The 14,833-nt window shown below is 54.2% G+C and carries 15 protein-coding genes and 2 tRNA genes; 8 read left to right on the top strand and 9 right to left on the bottom strand.

From position 1 onward, the window contains the following. Nucleotides 1–10: 10 nt before the first annotated feature. The 4 genes from ABGB15_RS14615 to pnuC all read left to right on the top strand — a co-directional run bounded on the left by ABGB15_RS14615 (nt 11) and on the right by pnuC (nt 2,254). Nucleotides 11–86: transfer RNA gene (locus ABGB15_RS14615), tRNA-Lys, on the top strand. A gap of 30 nt (nt 87–116) precedes the next feature. After that, a tRNA-Lys gene (locus tag ABGB15_RS14610) sits at nt 117–192 on the top strand. A gap of 276 nt (nt 193–468) precedes the next feature. After that, nucleotides 469–1,512, top strand: coding sequence for a quinolinate synthase NadA (nadA, locus tag ABGB15_RS14605; protein WP_215723916.1), 1,044 nt, complete (start codon nt 469–471; stop codon nt 1,510–1,512). A gap of 22 nt (nt 1,513–1,534) precedes the next feature. Further along, complete coding sequence (gene pnuC, locus ABGB15_RS14600; RefSeq protein ID WP_152083907.1) at nt 1,535–2,254, top strand: nicotinamide riboside transporter PnuC; 720 nt, start codon at nt 1,535–1,537, stop codon at nt 2,252–2,254. On the opposite strand, the gene zitB is transcribed toward pnuC, so the two are convergent. Together zitB and ABGB15_RS14590 are read right to left on the bottom strand one after the other, a co-directional pair. Continuing rightward, nucleotides 2,251–3,189: a CDF family zinc transporter ZitB gene (gene zitB / locus ABGB15_RS14595; protein WP_215723917.1), complete on the bottom strand. Its 939-nt coding sequence runs from the start codon at nt 3,187–3,189 to the stop codon at nt 2,251–2,253. The genes pnuC and zitB overlap by 4 nt on opposite strands. Before the next feature lie 108 nt (nt 3,190–3,297). Then, on the bottom strand, nt 3,298–3,678 hold the full coding sequence (locus tag ABGB15_RS14590) for a YbgS-like family protein (protein WP_215723918.1): 381 nt from the start codon (nt 3,676–3,678) through the stop codon (nt 3,298–3,300). A gap of 304 nt (nt 3,679–3,982) precedes the next feature. Between ABGB15_RS14590 and aroG the strand changes: the two genes are divergently transcribed. Then, a complete protein-coding gene (gene aroG / locus ABGB15_RS14585) occupies nt 3,983–5,035 on the top strand; it encodes a 3-deoxy-7-phosphoheptulonate synthase AroG (protein ID WP_215723919.1) in 1,053 nt (350 codons plus the stop codon). 60 nt (nt 5,036–5,095) lie between these two features. Here the strand turns inward: aroG and gpmA are convergent, their stop codons facing one another. The 7 genes from gpmA to modE all read right to left on the bottom strand — a co-directional run bounded on the left by gpmA (nt 5,096) and on the right by modE (nt 12,915). Then, a complete protein-coding gene (gpmA, locus tag ABGB15_RS14580; RefSeq protein WP_015367652.1) occupies nt 5,096–5,848 on the bottom strand; it encodes a 2,3-diphosphoglycerate-dependent phosphoglycerate mutase in 753 nt (250 codons plus the stop codon). Nucleotides 5,849–6,123: 275 nt separating this feature from the next. After that, nucleotides 6,124–7,167, bottom strand: a complete 1,044-nt coding sequence (gene galM, locus ABGB15_RS14575; protein WP_215723920.1) for a galactose-1-epimerase — start codon at nt 7,165–7,167, stop codon at nt 6,124–6,126. Beyond that, a complete protein-coding gene (gene galK, locus ABGB15_RS14570) occupies nt 7,161–8,309 on the bottom strand; it encodes a galactokinase (protein WP_215723921.1) in 1,149 nt (382 codons plus the stop codon). Before galK ends, galM begins: the two co-directional genes overlap by 7 nt. A gap of 3 nt (nt 8,310–8,312) precedes the next feature. Next, nucleotides 8,313–9,359: a galactose-1-phosphate uridylyltransferase gene (gene galT / locus ABGB15_RS14565; protein WP_215723922.1), complete on the bottom strand. Its 1,047-nt coding sequence runs from the start codon at nt 9,357–9,359 to the stop codon at nt 8,313–8,315. A 9-nt stretch (nt 9,360–9,368) separates the two neighbouring features. Then, nucleotides 9,369–10,385: a UDP-glucose 4-epimerase GalE gene (gene galE / locus ABGB15_RS14560; RefSeq protein ID WP_215723923.1), complete on the bottom strand. Its 1,017-nt coding sequence runs from the start codon at nt 10,383–10,385 to the stop codon at nt 9,369–9,371. A 201-nt stretch (nt 10,386–10,586) separates the two neighbouring features. Then, the gene (modF, locus tag ABGB15_RS14555) at nt 10,587–12,059 is read right to left on the bottom strand and encodes a molybdate ABC transporter ATP-binding protein ModF (protein WP_152083915.1); all 1,473 of its coding nucleotides are present in this window, start codon (nt 12,057–12,059) and stop codon (nt 10,587–10,589) included. 67 nt (nt 12,060–12,126) lie between these two features. Further along, nucleotides 12,127–12,915, bottom strand: coding sequence for a molybdenum-dependent transcriptional regulator (modE, locus tag ABGB15_RS14550; protein ID WP_215723924.1), 789 nt, complete (start codon nt 12,913–12,915; stop codon nt 12,127–12,129). Nucleotides 12,916–13,042: 127 nt separating this feature from the next. On the opposite strand from modE, the gene ABGB15_RS14545 reads away from it, so the two are divergent. From ABGB15_RS14545 to modB, 3 genes are all read left to right on the top strand, one after another. Then, entirely contained in the window at nt 13,043–13,192 is a 150-nt protein-coding gene (locus ABGB15_RS14545) for an AcrZ family multidrug efflux pump-associated protein (RefSeq protein ID WP_042321036.1), read from the top strand. A gap of 178 nt (nt 13,193–13,370) precedes the next feature. Continuing rightward, nucleotides 13,371–14,144 carry a molybdate ABC transporter substrate-binding protein gene (gene modA, locus ABGB15_RS14540; protein WP_152083917.1) on the top strand — a complete coding sequence of 258 codons (774 nt, stop codon included), beginning with the start codon at nt 13,371–13,373 and terminating at the stop codon, nt 14,142–14,144. Next, entirely contained in the window at nt 14,144–14,833 is a 690-nt protein-coding gene (gene modB, locus ABGB15_RS14535) for a molybdate ABC transporter permease subunit (protein ID WP_152083918.1), read from the top strand. The genes modA and modB overlap by 1 nt, the downstream gene beginning before the upstream one ends.

Below are 14,833 nucleotides of genomic sequence, written 5' to 3'. Positions count from 1 at the left end.
ACGCCCAAACGGGTCGTTAGCTCAGTTGGTAGAGCAGTTGACTTTTAATCAATTGGTCGCAGGTTCGAATCCTGCACGACCCACCAGCCTGAATAAATTGAATTAAATCCCGCAAGGGGTCGTTAGCTCAGTTGGTAGAGCAGTTGACTTTTAATCAATTGGTCGCAGGTTCGAATCCTGCACGACCCACCAATGTAAAAAAGCGCCCTAAAGGCGCTTTTTTGCTATCTGCAGATCCTGAGCCTAAAACACCCTGCCTGATGGCGCTGGGCTTATCAGGCCTACGGAGTAAAGTAGGTTGGGTAAGGCGAAGCCGCCATCCGACAAATGCTGGCGGTATCAATTCCCGATGACATTCCGCAGTAAATTCGCTATCTTGTTTAGTATACAAAACACAATTGCCGCACCTTTTGCTATCTCAAGCAAAACAAAAGCAATATTGTTAAGCCAGTAAAACGAGAAGCCATAATGAGCGTGATGTTTGATCCTGAAGCCGCAATCTATCCCTTCCCGCCAAAGCCTGTCCCACTGGGCCAGGATGAAAAGCAGTTCTACCGTGAAAAGATCAAGCGTCTTCTCAAAGCGCGCGATGCGGTGATGGTGGCGCATTACTACACTGACCCGGAAATTCAGCAGCTGGCGGAAGAGACCGGAGGCTGTATTTCCGACTCTCTGGAGATGGCGCGCTTTGGTGCAAAACATCCGGCCTCGACGCTGCTGGTCGCGGGCGTGCGTTTTATGGGCGAGACGGCAAAAATTCTCAGCCCTGAAAAAACCATTCTGATGCCGACATTACATGCCGAATGTTCGCTCGATCTTGGCTGCCCGATCGATGAGTTCACCGCCTTTTGCGATGCTCATCCTGACCGTACCGTTGTGGTCTACGCCAATACTTCTGCCGCCGTAAAAGCGCGGGCTGACTGGGTGGTAACCTCCAGCATCGCCGTTGAACTGATTGAGCACCTCGACAGCCTGGGTGAGAAAATCATCTGGGCACCGGATCGCCATCTCGGTAATTACGTTCAGAAGCAAACCGGTGCGGATGTGCTCTGCTGGCAGGGGGCCTGTATCGTTCACGACGAGTTTAAAACACAGGCGTTGACGCGCATGAAAGGGCTATACCCGGATGCCGCTATTCTGGTGCACCCGGAGTCGCCGCAGTCGATCGTTGATATGGCGGATGCGGTTGGTTCAACCAGCCAGCTTATCAATGCGGCCAGGACCTTGCCACACAAGCAGCTTATCGTGGCGACCGATCGCGGTATTTTCTATAAGATGCAACAGGCCGTGCCGGAAAAAGAACTCCTCGAAGCGCCTACTGCGGGAGAAGGGGCGACCTGCCGAAGCTGTGCTCACTGTCCGTGGATGGCGATGAATGGCCTGAAAGCGATTGCTGAAGGGCTGGAAACCGGTGGTGCAGCCCATGAAATACATGTTGATGCTGCGCTTCGTGAAGGTGCGTTAATTCCGCTTAACCGCATGCTGGATTTTGCGGCTACACTACGTACTTAATTCAATACGCACTGGGGAAAAGATGGATTTTTTTAGCACGCAGAACATCCTGGTTCATATACCGATTGGTACGGGCGGCTATGACCTGTCATGGATTGAGGCCGTTGGTACACTGGCCGGTTTACTCTGTATCTGGCTGGCCAGCCTTGAGAAGATCAGCAATTACGCGTTTGGGCTGATAAACGTTACGCTCTTTGCGATCATCTTTTTCCAGATCCAGCTCTATGCCAGCCTGCTTTTGCAGCTGTTTTTCTTTGCGGCAAATATTTATGGCTGGTATGCCTGGTCGCGACAGAACAGCCAGCAGGAAGCTGCCCTCCAGATCCGCTGGCTACCCTTGCCGAAAGCCATCGCCTGGTTTGTTGCCTGCGTTGTCGCGATTGGGTTGATGACCGTCTTTATCAATCCGGTATTCGCTTTCCTGACTCGTGTAGCGGTGGCGGTTATGTCTGGCGTCGGTTTAAACGTCACGATGCCCGAACTTCAGCCCGACGCCTTCCCGTTCTGGGATTCCTGCATGATGGTGCTGTCGATAGCGGCGATGATCCTGATGACCCGCAAATACGTCGAAAACTGGCTGCTGTGGGTCATTATTAACGTTATCAGCGTGGTGATATTTGCTCTGCAGGGCGTCTATGCGATGTCGCTGGAGTATATGCTGCTGACCTTCATTGCGCTGAACGGTAGCCGCATGTGGATTAACAGCGCGCGTGAGCGCGGCTCTCGCGCGCTTTCCAGCTAATGGTGGTGATGGTGTGAATGGCCGGACTGCGCCTCGTTAAGGTGGCAGTCCGGCCCGTTACAGGGCTGATACTCCATCTGAATGGTAGCGTGTGCAACCTCATAGTGATGTTCAAGAAAGTGCTGGATACGTTCCAGCAGCGCGTCGTGGTCATGCGGCGGGATCACCTGAACATGCAGCGTCATAATCGGTTTTTCGCCTACCAGCCAGACGTGAACATGGTGAACGTTGCGTACTTCGGGAATTGAACGGCAAAGATTGCGCTTCAGTTCCCCGATATTCAGCGAGGACGGTGCGCCTTCCAGTAATTCATTAACGCTCTCCTTCAATAGCCGCCAGGCACTGCGCAGAACCAGGCACGACACCAGAACAGAAAGAATCGGGTCGATGGGGGTCCAGCCGGTATAAAGGATCACCAGAGCGGCCACAATTGCCCCGACAGACCCCAGTAAATCCCCCAGAACATGAAGCGCCGCTGCACGCACATTCAGGTTTTTTTCACCGCTGCCGCGATGCAAAATCCAAAATGCCAGGATGTTAGCAATCAGGCCCGCAATGGCAATAACCATCATCGTCGCCCCGGCAACGGGTTGCGGATGTCTGAAGCGCTGGAACGCCTCCCAGACAATAAGAATGGTAATCACCACCAGCGCGATGGCGTTGACGAAAGCGGCGAGGGTGGTCAGCCTGAGCCAGCCAAAAGTGTGTCGGGCATTCGGCGGCCGACGTGCAAACTGCACGGCCAGCAGGGCGAAAAGCAGGGCGGCGGCATCTGTAAGCATATGTCCGGCATCAGCCAGCAGAGCCAGCGAACCTGAAATTAATCCGCCGATAACCTCGATAACCATAAACGTGGCAGTGACACCAAACGCCAGCGTCAGCCGTTTTGCGTTGTCATCGCCGGTGGCGTGTGAGTGAGCATGCGTGTGCGCCATTTCATCTTTCCTGATTTGTTATTATCGTAAGTGTAGCGTTTTTAATATCTTACACAAAAAAGAAAGGAGAGCATCGGCTCTCCTTTTGAGTGTCAGATTACAGGGCTATTACTGAGTTGTACCGTCAGTTTTGGTGTCGGCGTCGCTACCCACTTTATCATTGGTATCAGGACATTTACCGTCTTTACACATGGAATTTTTGTGAACTTCATCGGTGGTCATCCCGTCATGATTCATGGTTCCCGAATTCGCTCCGTCCGGGTGCAACATCGTACCGCCGGAATTGGTATTACCCGTGTTGATATTGCTGTTATCAACATTATTAGGCGCAATATTCTGTTTCGCATCCGGCGCGACCTGACCCGCTGCGGCAGCGGCATTCGCGTCACCGTTGCTGTCAGAAGAGCCTGTCTCCGCCGCAAGGACGCTGCCGCTTGCCAGAGAAAGGGTTGCCGTAAGTAATAGGGTTGCCAGTTTCGTCATTTTCATCGTGTTGCTCCTGTTCTTATCGTTACGCTGGATAACATTTTCCAACAGTGCATCTCATTCAGTGGCGAAAGATTCCAGCATTCCTGCTTATGTCAGGATGGAATCGTGTTTAAGATATAAAATTCAGTTGTTACATTTAAAAAGTTTAGGGCAGATCTCATTTTTCGCTATTTTGTGGCGTTTATTAGGTGAATTCCAGGAATTATCTGCGTGAAGTGTAAAAGCCCGTTTACACTTCCGGGCCGACAAGTTAGATTGAAAGGATTGCTTTCATTACAAAAGATATGGCAGAGCTGGAAAGAAAATGAATTATCAGAACGACGATTTACGTATTAAAGAAATCAATGAGTTATTACCGCCTGTAGCGCTCCTTGAGAAATTCCCCGCCACTGAAAACGCCGCCAACACGGTGTCTCATGCACGTAAAGCGATCCACAAAATCCTGAAAGGGAATGACGATCGTCTGTTAGTGGTCATTGGCCCATGCTCTATCCACGATCCGGCAGCGGCAAAAGAGTACGCGGCCCGTCTGCTCACCCTGCGTGAAGAGCTGAAAGGCGAGCTGGAAATCGTGATGCGCGTGTATTTTGAAAAACCGCGTACCACCGTGGGCTGGAAAGGGCTGATTAACGATCCGCACATGGATAACAGTTTCCAGATCAACGATGGCCTGCGCATTGCGCGTAAGCTGCTGCTTGAGATCAACGACAGCGGTCTGCCCGCTGCCGGTGAGTTCCTGGACATGATCACCCCGCAATATCTGGCTGATCTGATGAGCTGGGGGGCAATCGGCGCGCGTACTACTGAATCACAGGTACACCGTGAGCTGGCGTCTGGTCTCTCTTGCCCGGTTGGGTTTAAAAATGGCACGGACGGCACCATTAAGGTCGCGATTGACGCTATCAACGCGGCAGGAGCACCGCACTGCTTCCTGTCTGTGACGAAATGGGGCCACTCAGCCATCGTCAACACCAGTGGTAACGGTGACTGCCATATCATTCTGCGCGGTGGTAAAGAGCCAAACTACAGCGCAAAACATGTCGCGGACGTGAAAGCGGGCCTGGAAAAAGCGGGTCTGCCACCGCAGGTGATGATCGACTTCAGCCACGCCAACTCCAGCAAGCAGTTCAAAAAGCAGATGGAAGTTGGGGCGGATGTTTGCAAGCAAATTGCCAGCGGTGAAAGCGCGGTGATTGGCGTGATGATCGAGAGCCATCTGGTTGAAGGCAATCAGAATCTGGAAGGCAGTGAGCCGCTGGTGTATGGCAAGAGCGTCACGGATGCCTGCATCGGCTGGGACGATACCGACACTATCCTGCGTCAGCTCGCCGATGCGGTAAAAGCCCGTCGCGGGTAATACGATTCCGCAAATAAAAAAGCGCGGATTGCTCCGCGCTTTTTTTATGTCCGGCGAAAATTACTTCGCTTTACCCTGGTTCGCTACTGCCGCCGCTTTTGCCGCGATTTCATCAGCGTTGCCCAGATAGTAATGTTTGATTGGTTTGAAGTTTTCGTCGAACTCATACACCAGCGGTACGCCAGTTGGAATGTTCAGTTCGAGGATTTCGTCTTCACCCATGTTGTCCAGGTATTTCACCAGCGCACGCAGGGAGTTACCGTGCGCGGCAATGATGACGCGCTCACCGCTTTTCAGACGTGGCAGAATGGTTTCGTTCCAGTAAGGCACAACGCGGTCGATAGTCAGCGCCAGGCTTTCGGTCGTTGGTAGCTCAGCGTCAGTCAGTTTCGCGTAGCGCGGGTCATGGCCCGGATAGCGCTCGTCATCTTTGGTCAGCTCTGGTGGTGTCACAGCAAAACCACGACGCCACTGTTTAACCTGCTCGTCACCGTATTTTTCCGCGGTTTCCGCTTTGTTCAGACCCTGCAGCGCACCGTAGTGACGCTCGTTCAGTTTCCAGGATTTCTCAACCGGCAGCCAGGCCTGATCCAGTTCATCCAGAACGTTCCACAGAGTATGGATGGCACGTTTCAGCACAGAGGTGTAAGCAAAATCAAAGGAGAAGCCTTCTTCCTTCAGCAGTTTTCCTGCTGCTTTTGCTTCGCTTACGCCTTTCTCGGACAGATCAACGTCGTACCAACCGGTGAAACGGTTTTCGTTGTTCCACTGGCTTTCGCCGTGGCGTACCAGGACCAGCTTAGTTACAGCCATATCATACTCCTCATAAACTTTATTGAATGATAACAATTCTCATTATATTGCCGTGGCCGTGCCAGCAGCAACGCTTAACCCTAACCATAGCGAAAATAGTCCCGGAGTGTAAGATGCTTGTGAATTCAGGGTTATGATTTTGTCTGCGATCGGCGCTATTTTCAGCAATACGGGCAGAAAAAAGCCCTCGTTATGAGGGCCTGGTTTTTTTGCCGGATGACGCTGCGCTTATCCGGCCAACAGGTAGGCCCGTGCAAGCGTAGCGCCGCCGGGCGTTAAGCGCACGGAGTGAAATGATACTCGGTGATGCTGACGTACTCTTCACCTGGTCGCAGCACGCAGTCCGGCTGCGGCCATTCCGGATGGTTTGGACTGTCCGGGAGGAACTCACTCTCCAGCGCCAGACCCTGCCAGTCGCTGTATTCCTCATGTTCACGCGCCGTCGTACCGCCGAGAAAGTTGCCTGAGTAGAATTGCAGGGCAGGAGCGGTGGTATAGACCGTCATCTGCAGTTTCTCATCGGCTGACCAGACCTGCGCGGCAGGCTGGCGAATATCCCCTTTTGCCTGCAGCAGGAAGGCGTGGTCGTAGCCGTTCACTTTGCGCTGATCGTCATCGCTGAGAAAATCCTGGGCGATGGTTTTCGCATGGCGGAAATCAAAGCTGGTGCCGCTCACGGACTTCAGCCCCTGATACGGAATCCCCATTTCGTCGACGGGCAGGTACGCATCGGCCAGTATCTGGAGCTTGTGGTTGCGGACATCGCACTGATTGCCATCAAGATTGAAATAGGCATGGTTAGTCAGGTTCACCGGACATGGCTTATCGACCGTGGCACGGTACTCAATGGCGATACGGTTATCATCGGTCAGCGTAAAACGGGCAGTGGCGCTGAGGTTTCCGGGAAATCCCTGATCGCCATCAAGCGAGTCCAGTGAGAACAGCACTTCGCCGTCGTTTTGCTGAACAATCTTCCAGCGGCGTTTATCAAACCCTTGCGGACCGCCATGAAGCTGATTTTCACCCTGACTGGGCAGCAGCGGGTAGCGCACGCCGTCCAGGTCGAAACTGCTTTTGGCGATGCGGTTCGCGTAGCGACCCACGGATGCGCCGAGATAGGCGGTTTGATTAACATACTGCTCTGGTGATGCACAGCCAAGCAGCGTTTCACGCACGCTGCCGTCAGACACAGGCACGCGCGCAGAAAGCAGCGTGGCACCCCAGTCCATCAGCGTAACCACCATCCCTGCGGGGTTGCGCAGGGTTAACAGGCGATACGGCAGACCATCCGGTGCGAGGGTCGGTGTTTCGTTTAGCACTGTCCGGCTCCTTGTGATGCTTTGCAGACATAGAAGGTTTCTTTAATGCCCGTTTTGGCTTCGTACTGTTTCGCGACGGCGTCCTGCACGGCAGGGACTAACTCTTCTGGTACGAGTGCCACAATGCAGCCGCCAAAACCGCCGCCAGTCATGCGCACGCCGCCTTTATCACCGATGGTTGCTTTGACAATCTCCACCAGAGTGTCGATTTGCGGCACGGTGATTTCAAAATCGTCGCGCATGGAAGCGTGGGATTCAGCCATCAGCTCACCCATACGTTTCAGATCACCCTTCGCCAGAGCGGAGGCCGCTTCAACGGTACGGGCGTTTTCGGTCAACACATGGCGAACGCGTTTCGCCACAATCGGGTCCAGTTCATGCGCCACTTTGTTGAATTCATCAAGTGAAACGTCGCGCAGGGCAGGCTGCTGGAAGAAGCGCGCCCCGGTTTCACACTGCTCGCGACGGGTGTTGTACTCACTGCCCACCAGGGTGCGTTTAAAGTTACTGTTGATGATAATAACCGCAGCACCTTTTGGCAGCGGAACGGCTTTGGTTCCCAGCGAACGGCAATCAATCAGCAGCGCATGCTCTTTTTTACCGAGCGCGGAGATCAACTGGTCCATGATGCCGCAGTTGCAGCCCACGAACTGGTTTTCCGCTTCCTGACCGTTCAGCGCGATTTGCGCACCGTCCAGCGGCAGATGATAAAGCTGCTGGAAAACAGTACCCACTGCCACTTCCAGTGATGCCGACGAGCTTAAGCCTGCACCCTGTGGCACATTGCCGCTAATCACTAAATCGGCACCGCCGAAGTTCTTGTTACGCTTTTGCAGATGTTTCACCACGCCGCGCACATAGTTGGACCACTGCTGGCTGTCGTGGGTCACAATCGGGGCATCAAGTGAAAATTCATCTACCTCGTTGCCATAATCGGCAGCGATCACCCGGACGTTGCGATCGTCGCGCTTTGCGCAGCTAATAACCGTCTGATAATCAATGGCACAGGGCAGAACGAAACCGTCGTTATAGTCGGTATGTTCGCCTATCAGGTTAACGCGACCAGGTGCCTGAATTACGTGGGTGGCAGGGTAGCCGAATTTTTCAGCAAACAGGGATTGTGTTTTATCTTTCAGACTCATTTTTTAGACTCCTGATTCGCGATAATGGACGTCGCTAACGGCACGCAGACGTTCTGCTGCCTGTTCCGCCGTCAGGTCACGCTGGGTTTCCGCCAGCATTTCATAGCCCACCATGAATTTACGTACCGTCGCGGAGCGCAGCAGCGGCGGATAGAAATGGGCGTGTAGCTGCCAGTGTTGATTCTCTTCACCGTTGAATGGCGCGCCGTGCCAGCCCATGGAGTACGGGAATGAGCACTGGAACAGGTTGTCATAACGGCTGGTCAGCTTTTTCAGTGCTAGAGCAAGGTCGTCGCGCTGTGCGTCTCTGAGTTCGGTGATGCGCTGAACATGTGCTTTCGGCAGCAGTAGCGTTTCAAACGGCCAGGCTGCCCAGTATGGCACCACGGCCAGCCAGTGTTCGGTCTCAACTACGGTACGGCTGCCGTCAGCCAGCTCACGCTGCGTGTAGTCCAGCAGCATCGGTGAACCGTTTTGCGCGAAATACGCTTTTTGCAGACGATCCTCACGCTCGGCTTCGTTTGGCAGGAAACTGTTCGCCCAGACCTGGCCATGAGGATGCGGGTTAGAGCAGCCCATCGCCGCGCCTTTGTTTTCGAATACCTGCACCCACGGGTAGCTCTGGCCCAGTTCGGCGGTCTGTGCCTGCCAGGTGCTCACCACCTCTTTCAACGCGTCGACGCTCAGCTCCGGCAGCGTTTTGCTGTGATCTGGCGAGAAGCAGATCACGCGGCTGGTGCCCCGCGCGCTTTCACAGCGCATCAGTGGGTCGTGGCTTTCCGGTGCGTCCGGCGTGTCGGTCATCAGGGCAGCGAAATCGTTTGTGAAAACGTAAGTGCCTTTGTAGTCAGGGTTTTTATCACCGGTCACGCGCGTGTTGCCCGGACACAGGAAGCAATCCGGGTCGTGCTGTGGCAGCGTCTGCTGCGCAGGCGTTTCCTGCGCCCCCTGCCAGGGGCGCTTGGCGCGGTGCGGAGAAACCAAAATCCATTGCCCGCTTAACGGGTTAAAACGACGATGCGGGTGATCGACGGGGTTAAATTGCGTCATGACGGGTCCTTAGTCCGGATAACCCTGCGGATGGCGTGACTGCCAGTGCCAGGTATCCTGTGCCATTTCATCAAGCGTGCGGGTCACACGCCAGTTAAGCTCTTTATCGGCTTTGGTCGCATCGGCCCAGTAAGCGGGGAGGTCGCCATCGCGACGCGGCGCGAAGTGATAATTCACCGGCTTACCGCAGGCTTTGCTGAAGGCATTTACCACATCCAGCACGCTGCTGCCGATCCCGGCACCGAGGTTATAAATATGTACGCCTGGTTTGTTAGCCAACTGCTGCATCGCCGCAACGTGGCCGTCGGCCAAATCCATTACATGGATGTAGTCGCGCACGCCGGTGCCATCTGCGGTGGGGTAGTCATTGCCAAAAATAGCCAGCGATTCGCGACGCCCCACGGCAACCTGAGCGATATACGGCATCAGGTTGTTTGGAATACCTTGCGGATCTTCACCCATATCGCCTGACGGATGCGCGCCAACCGGGTTGAAGTAGCGCAGCAGCGCGATGCTCCACTCCGGCTGCGCTTTTTGCAGATCGGTCAGGATCTGTTCCACCATCAGCTTGCTTTTGCCGTATGGGCTTTGCGGCGTGCCGGTCGGGAAACTTTCAACGTAAGGGATTTTTGGCTGATCGCCGTAGACGGTGGCAGACGAACTGAAAATAAAGTTCTTCACGTTCGCGGCGCGCATCGCTGAAATTAAACGCAGCGTGCCGTTGACGTTGTTATCGTAATACTCGAGGGGTTTTGCCACGGATTCGCCAACCGCTTTCAGACCCGCAAAATGGATCACGGTCTCGATCGCATGGTCGTGAAGGATTTCGGTCATCAACGCTTCATTGCGGATGTCGCCTTCCACGAAAGTGGGTTGTTTACCGCCAAGACGTTCAATCACAGGCAGCACGCTGCGCTTACTATTGCACAGGTTATCGAGGATGATGACATCATGGCCGTTTTGCAGCAGTTGCACACAGGTATGACTGCCTATGTAACCGCTACCACCTGTTACCAGAACTCGCATATTTCGCTCCATTGGGCTTATGGTATGAATTAACCATAGCATAACAGAGACGCGAAAAGTGTGACACGGGATAAAATAGTGGAATCGTTTACACTGCTGTTCAACGCCGTTTTTTGGATGCCTGAGAGCATTCTAGATCAAAGAGATAGGGATGTAATGCTGCAGGTTATCTGAAAAGAGGAGGGCAGCGCCCTCCACGGGTTAATCGATTTTACTCAGCAGATAGTGATAGTGCTCCCCGTCGGGAACAAACTCCAGCCGGTGCGTGATGCAGGAGGGCGCATCTTCCGCATGGTGGGAAACAAACAGCAACTGCGTTTCACCTTCACCAATCAGCACATCCACGAAGCGGCGGATCAACTGACGGTTAAGCGGATCAAGTCCCTGCAACGGTTCATCCAGGATCAACAGCGTAGGATGCTTGACCAGCGCGCGAACGATCAATGCCAGCCGCTGTTGCCCCCACGACAGGCTATGGAACGGTGCATCGGCCACCTGATTGTCCATCCCCAGAATATCCAGCCATTGCTGCGCCAGCTTGTGCTGTTTATCCGATACCGCCTGATAGATGCCGATGGAATCGAAGAAGCCGGACAGGATCACGTTACGCACCGTAGTGCTGACGCGGTAATCCAGATGCAGGCTGCTGCTGACGTAACCGATATGCTTTTTGATGTCCCAGATGGTTTCGCCGCTGCCGCGACGGCGGCCAAACAGGGTCAGATCGTTACTGTAGCCCTGGGGATGGTCGCCGGTGATCAGGCTTAGCAGTGTGGATTTTCCTGCACCGTTGGGGCCGGTGATTTGCCAGTGTTCGCCTGGGTTTACCGTCCAGCTCAGTTGATTCAGTATCGGACGATCGTTATAGGAGACAACGCCGTTACGCAGCACTATGCGGGGCAGGGCAGGATCTAAACCGTGGCGGGCGGATGGCGCATCGGGTTCCGGCAGGGTAATCCCGTCCAGTTTTTCACTGTGCGCCAGTTGCGCAATCAGCGCTTGTTGAAGCAACGCCGCTTTCGCACCGGTTTCGGTCAGGCTACAGTCCGCCAGCACCCCCGCGTTTTGCACGAAATTCGGGATTTCATCGAAGCGGTTGAGGACCAGGACAACGGTATAACCCTGCTGGTTAAGTGTACCCAGCAGTGCCGACAACTGGGCGCGGGATTGCACATCCAGCCCGTCGAACGGCTCATCCAGGATTAGCAGTTCCGGCTCGCTCATCAGCGCCTGACAAAGCAGCGTTTTACGCGTCTCGCCGGTAGAGAGGTACTTGAAGCGTCGATCCAGGAGGGCGGTGATACCGAACTGTTCCGCCAGGTGCTGACAGCGCACGCTGTCCTTGATCTCATCCTGAATGATTTCTGCGGTGGTGCGGCCGGTATCTTCTTCGCCAGGGCTGAGTAAATCGGTGTTGTTGCGCTGCCACTCGTCGCTGACCAGCTTTTGCAGCTGTTCAAACGAAAGGCGTGTCAGACGGGTGAAGGTGCAGCGGCGCTCGCCTTTAAGCTGAGTGAGCTCTCCGGCCAGTGCGCGGGCCAGCGCCGATTTTCCGCTGCCGTTTGTGCCAACAAACGCCCAGCTCTCTCCCGCGCGTAATGTTAAATCAGGCAGCGACAGTGTTCGGGTGTCGCTAAGACGAAACGTGCCTTGCGAAATATGCAATGATGACATGATTTATCCCATTTTTTGCAGCAATTGATGTCAGGGATACTCACTGTCGGCACGATTGTCAATGCGCTTAGCACAATGTGGCGATAATCACCCGGTCAGCGTTGAAATATGCGGTCACTGCAGCACCTTCTTCTAATTCTGTCGCCTCGTTCACCGGAACCGTCGCGCAGAGCAGTTGCCCGTCCGGCAGCGTCATCAGCACTTCGCACTGTTCTGCCCCGCGCTCAATATGGCTGATTGCACCGGCCAGTTGGTTATCGGCTTCTCTGGCCTGGTCCGGGTTGCGGGTGATGCTGACCCACGGTGCTTTCAGTAACACCAGTACCTCTTTACCTTCGTTCAGCCCGAGTCGCTGCCCGCTTTGTGCAGTAATAGCCGCTTTGAGGCGCGTGGTGCCGTCAGCAAGGAGGATGTCGATATGCTGCTGCACCTGCGAGTTATCGCGGGCGGTTACCGTGCCGAACCACTGGTTGCGGGCGCTGGTCTGTAATGAGAAGCGCGAAATTGCTCCCAGAAGGCTGTCCAGCGGAACGTTATCGTCATCGCTCAGGACATCAAACGCTTTCTGCTGGATCTGCGCCAGCAGATCGTAAAGCTGGATCAGGCGCTGACCGTAGCGCGTCAGCACTGCACCCCCACCGCCTTTCCCGCCTGTTGCGCGCTCAACCAGCGTCTGTTCGCTCAGGGTGTTCATTTCGTTGATCGCATCCCATGCGCTCTTGTAGCTGATGCCCGCGTTTTTTGCCCCCTGGCTAATAGAGCCCGTTTGTTCTATTTGTTTAAGCAGGGCGATACGTCGCGGATCGGCGAAAAGTTTCTGCTGAAGTCGTAAGGTGAGGAGAATTTCGGCCTGCATAACAGTGTCCTGGCAAAAAGCGTATTGTGACCCAAATGCGCTGGTGCGCAAAGGGCACCGCACAAAAGGGGATGTTTTTCTTACTTTTCAGGGTAGAATAAGCCATTCACACTATCTGGAGAAAACCATGTTAGAGTTGTTGAAAAGTCTGGTATTCGCTGTGATCATGGTGCCAGTCGTGATGGCTATCATCCTCGGTGCTATCTACGGCCTGGGTGAAGTGTTCAATGTCTTTTCGAACATTGGTCACAGAGACCAGCCTAAAAAGCAGCAATGATTCCCTACAAAACGCCCGGCCAGTCCGGGCGTTTTGCTCTCAAGTTTATGCCTTTCTCGCCGATATTATTGACAGTATCGGGCCGCTTTACTCATTAATCGGTACGATTTAACGCTGGGATATTGCTGGAGTTATCGTTATATTTGTAGGTATATAACGACACTCAAAGGAGCTACACATGGCACGTACCTGGATACGCCTTTTCGCAGGGGCAACGCTGACACTTTCACTTGCCGGACACGCGCTGGCTGACGACGGTAAAATCACGGTCTTTGCGGCGGCATCGCTGACTAACGCGATGCAGGATATCGCAGCGGTTTACAAGAAAGAGAAGAACGTTGATGTGGTCTCTTCTTTTGCTTCCTCTTCGACGCTGGCACGCCAGATTGAAGCGGGCGCACCTGCCGATCTGTTCATTTCCGCTGACCAGAAATGGATGGATTACGCGGTTGAGAAGAAATCAATTGATACGACAACCCGCGAAACGCTGCTGGGGAACAGCCTGGTTGTTGTGGCACCAAAAGCCAGCGCGCAGGGTGATATCACTATCAACAAAGAGACAAAATGGACCAGCCTGCTGAACGGTGGCCGCCTGGCGGTTGGCGATCCGGAGCACGTCCCTGCGGGTATTTACGCCAAAGAAGCGCTGCAAAAACTCGGCGCATGGGAGACGTTATCTCCGAAACTGGCTCCGGCGGAAGATGTTCGCGGCGCACTGGCACTGGTTGAGCGTAACGAAGCCCCGCTGGGGATTGTGTACGGCTCCGATGCTGTGGCCAGCAAAGGCGTGAAAGTGGTTGGTACGTTCCCGGAAGACTCCCACAAAAAAGTGGAATATCCTGTTGCGATTGTTGATGGACATAAAAATGCGACCGTGACGGCCTTCTATGATTACCTTAAAGGGCCGGAAGCGTCTGCAATCTTTAAACGTTACGGATTTACGACTCACTAATGATATTGACCGATCCCGAATGGCAGGCCGTGCTGCTGAGCCTTAAAGTCTCTTCCCTCGCGGTTGCGCTAAGTTTACCCTTTGGGATCTTCTTTGCCTGGTTACTGGTTCGCTGTAAGTTTCCAGGCAAAGCCTTGCTCGACAGTGTTCTTCATCTCCCTCTCGTTTTACCGCCGGTTGTGGTCGGTTATCTGTTGCTCGTTTCCATGGGACGACGCGGTTTTATCGGTGAATGGCTCTACGACTGGTTCGGGCTGACGTTTGCCTTTAGCTGGCGTGGCGCGGTACTGGCCGCGGCGGTGATGTCGTTTCCGCTAATGGTGCGGGCGATCCGCCTGGCGCTGGAAGGTGTCGATATCAGGTTCGAACAGGCAGCCCGCACGCTGGGGGCAGGTCGCTGGCGGGTGTTTTTTACGATTACGCTTCCGCTCACACTGCCGGGCATTATTGTCGGTACGGTGCTGGCCTTCGCCCGTTCACTCGGGGAATTCGGAGCCACCATCACCTTTGTGTCGAATATCCCCGGCGAGACACGCACGATCCCCTCTGCGATGTATACCCTAATCCAGACTCCGGGCGGTGAAGGCGCGGCAGCACGGTTATGTATTATCTCAATTGTACTGGCGCTGGTCTCGCTACTGGTGTCTGAGTGGCTGGCACGGCTTAGCCGCGAACGGATGGGGAAATAA

The sequence above is a fragment of the Enterobacter sp. MALB-1 genome, assembly GCF_041021625.1.
Classification (GTDB): domain Bacteria; phylum Pseudomonadota; class Gammaproteobacteria; order Enterobacterales; family Enterobacteriaceae; genus Enterobacter; species Enterobacter oligotrophicus.
This window is presented reverse-complemented; position numbering and strand designations above follow the sequence as displayed.

What these genes read in the sequence shown, in the direction of transcription:
- nadA (WP_215723916.1), top strand. Translation starts at nt 469, where the DNA reads ATGAGCGTGATGTTTGATCCTGAAGCCGCAATCTATCCCTTCCCGCCA.
- pnuC (WP_152083907.1), top strand. Translation starts at nt 1,535, where the DNA reads ATGGATTTTTTTAGCACGCAGAACATCCTGGTTCATATACCGATTGGT.
- zitB (WP_215723917.1), bottom strand. Translation starts at nt 3,189, where the DNA reads ATGGCGCACACGCATGCTCACTCACACGCCACCGGCGATGACAACGCA.
- ABGB15_RS14590 (WP_215723918.1), bottom strand. Translation starts at nt 3,678, where the DNA reads ATGAAAATGACGAAACTGGCAACCCTATTACTTACGGCAACCCTTTCT.
- aroG (WP_215723919.1), top strand. Translation starts at nt 3,983, where the DNA reads ATGAATTATCAGAACGACGATTTACGTATTAAAGAAATCAATGAGTTA.
- gpmA (WP_015367652.1), bottom strand. Translation starts at nt 5,848, where the DNA reads ATGGCTGTAACTAAGCTGGTCCTGGTACGCCACGGCGAAAGCCAGTGG.
- galK (WP_215723921.1), bottom strand. Translation starts at nt 8,309, where the DNA reads ATGAGTCTGAAAGATAAAACACAATCCCTGTTTGCTGAAAAATTCGGC.
- galT (WP_215723922.1), bottom strand. Translation starts at nt 9,359, where the DNA reads ATGACGCAATTTAACCCCGTCGATCACCCGCATCGTCGTTTTAACCCG.
- galE (WP_215723923.1), bottom strand. Translation starts at nt 10,385, where the DNA reads ATGCGAGTTCTGGTAACAGGTGGTAGCGGTTACATAGGCAGTCATACC.
- modF (WP_152083915.1), bottom strand. Translation starts at nt 12,059, where the DNA reads ATGTCATCATTGCATATTTCGCAAGGCACGTTTCGTCTTAGCGACACC.
- modE (WP_215723924.1), bottom strand. Translation starts at nt 12,915, where the DNA reads ATGCAGGCCGAAATTCTCCTCACCTTACGACTTCAGCAGAAACTTTTC.
- ABGB15_RS14545 (WP_042321036.1), top strand. Translation starts at nt 13,043, where the DNA reads ATGTTAGAGTTGTTGAAAAGTCTGGTATTCGCTGTGATCATGGTGCCA.
- modA (WP_152083917.1), top strand. Translation starts at nt 13,371, where the DNA reads ATGGCACGTACCTGGATACGCCTTTTCGCAGGGGCAACGCTGACACTT.
- modB (WP_152083918.1), top strand. Translation starts at nt 14,144, where the DNA reads ATGATATTGACCGATCCCGAATGGCAGGCCGTGCTGCTGAGCCTTAAA.